The 1,953-nt window shown below is 63.2% G+C and carries 2 protein-coding genes; one reads left to right on the top strand and one right to left on the bottom strand.

Features of this window, described 5'->3' with window-relative positions:
- Window positions 1–335: 335 nt before the first annotated feature.
- A complete protein-coding gene (locus NEK97_RS19755) occupies window positions 336–1,250 on the top strand; it encodes a patatin-like phospholipase family protein (RefSeq protein WP_257371402.1) in 915 nt (304 codons plus the stop codon).
- A gap of 64 nt (window positions 1,251–1,314) precedes the next feature.
- Here the strand turns inward: NEK97_RS19755 and NEK97_RS19750 are convergent, their stop codons facing one another.
- Entirely contained in the window at window positions 1,315–1,908 is a 594-nt protein-coding gene (locus NEK97_RS19750) for an HhH-GPD-type base excision DNA repair protein (RefSeq protein WP_257371403.1), read from the bottom strand.
- Between the last annotated feature and the right edge of the window lie 45 nt (window positions 1,909–1,953).

The following is a 1,953-nucleotide window of genomic DNA, read 5'->3' as shown; positions in this document are numbered from 1 at the left end:
CGGACAACCGTTAAGGTCGAGACCCCCCAACCCACCACGGGTCGGGGGGTCTCCCACATTTAAGAGACACAACAGTGCGGGTGTGCCGGCAGCGATCGACGCTCACACCGGCAACTTCCTGGGCCTCCACGCAAGTGGGGGCCTTTTGTCGTTAACGTTCCATGGCGTGTGGCTCGGGGGCGTGCTATTTTTCAAGTGATCGTGATTCGTCGACAGGAGGTGAGACCCATGAACGCAGTATCCATAGTGGGCGCTCCCTTGTTGTCCACGATCGGGCGACTGAATTAGTCGCCTCCGGGAGTGCCTTGATCCGCAATTCGCGAAAGGCGACTCCCGTGAACACAACATCTTCTTCAACGGTGCGTAGTTCCCATAGTGCGCTGGTCCTCGGAGGCGGGGGGTCCACCGGCAACGCGTGGCTCATCGGCGTGATAGCCGGCTTCTACGGGTCCGGGGTTGATGTGACCACCCCGGATCTTACTGTCGGAACGTCGGCTGGATCAACGGCAGCGGCCCAGTTGGCCGCATCGTCCCCAGCGGAACTGTTCGCGGCCGCCGTCGCCCCCGTGCCTGAAGCCCAGCGGCGGCCGGGCGCGGCCGGATCTGACCGCGGCCGCCCGTTGGCTGTATCGAGCCACTTAGCCAGGATGAACCACATCATCTCCTCCTCCAATGATGCGGCCGAAATGCGCCGTCGAATGGGGGCGGCCGCCATGGAGTCGGATGCAGCGACGGACGATTCCTGGCAATCAAAATGGCGCGCTGTCGTTGCGTCCCGGCTCCCGGATCAACGTTGGCCGGACCGGCAGGTACTGATCACGGCCGTCGATGCCGAAACCGGTGAACCTGCCGTTTTCGATCGCGGAAGCGGTGTCGAGCTGGTGGATGCCGTTGCTGCCAGCTGTTCCAGCTCCAGGCCATACAGGATCGGGGACAATTGGTACCTCGACGGCGGCTATCGGTCGAACGCCGAGAATGCCGACCTGGCAGCCGGCTATGGGCGGGTACTGGTGCTGTCACCTTTCGGCGGCCGGTCCCTTCAGCCCGTGGAGTGGGGCATGCACCTGGTGACGCAGGTTGAAGCTCTACGTGCAGGCGGCAGCAGGGTGGAGACCATTTTCCCTCGCCCTGATGCCGAGCACCTGTTTGGTACGAACGCGATGGATATTTCCTTGCGTCCTGCCGCTGCCCAAGCTGGCTACGACCAGGGCACGGCCCTGGCGGGGAGGCTTGGCGAGTTCTGGCGATGAGATGAAGGAGGGCTCCCACCAATGGTGGGAGCCCTCCTCTGTCTGGCTGCTGTGAGGGGTGGTCTTACGCGCTGGGCGCCTTTGCAGCTTTGGCTGCTGCTTTGGCGGCCTGTTTGCTGGCGCGCACCTTGACCAAGGACTCTGGATCCACGATGTCGGCGACGGAAAGGTACGAGCCCTGCTCGCCGTAGTGGCCAGCGGCCTCCCGCCACCCCTCGGCTTGAAGCCCGCACTGCTTGCCAAGGAGGGCCAGGAAGATCTTCGCCTTTTGTTCGCCGAACCCGGGCAGGGCCTTCAGGCGGCGGAGTACCTCAGCGCCGTCGGGGGAGCCGCTTGTCCAGATTGACGCAGCGTCTCCGTTCCATTCGTGGTGGACGGTTTCCGCCAGAGCCTGGACCCTGCCCGCCATGGAACCGGGAAACCTGTGGACGGCCGGCTTTTCTTTGAAGACTTCAACGAAGCCAGCGGGGTCGTACTCGGCAATCGTTTCGGGCTTCAAGGATCCAAGGCGTGTGCGGATCTTCTCCGGACCGGCGAAGGCCGATTCCATGGTCACCTGTTGATCAAGCAACATGCCAGTCAGCAGCGCAAAGGCGTCATCGCTGAGAAGTTGGTCGGCGGCGGCATCGCCTGTGATGTGCAGTTCCATGGGTCCCATCCTCCCACCACTGAGAGCCGGCGTCATGGCGGCTTCTGTATAAGG

The organism is Paenarthrobacter sp. UW852 (genome assembly GCF_024608385.1).
GTDB lineage: Bacteria > Actinomycetota > Actinomycetes > Actinomycetales > Micrococcaceae > Arthrobacter.
This window is presented reverse-complemented; position numbering and strand designations above follow the sequence as displayed.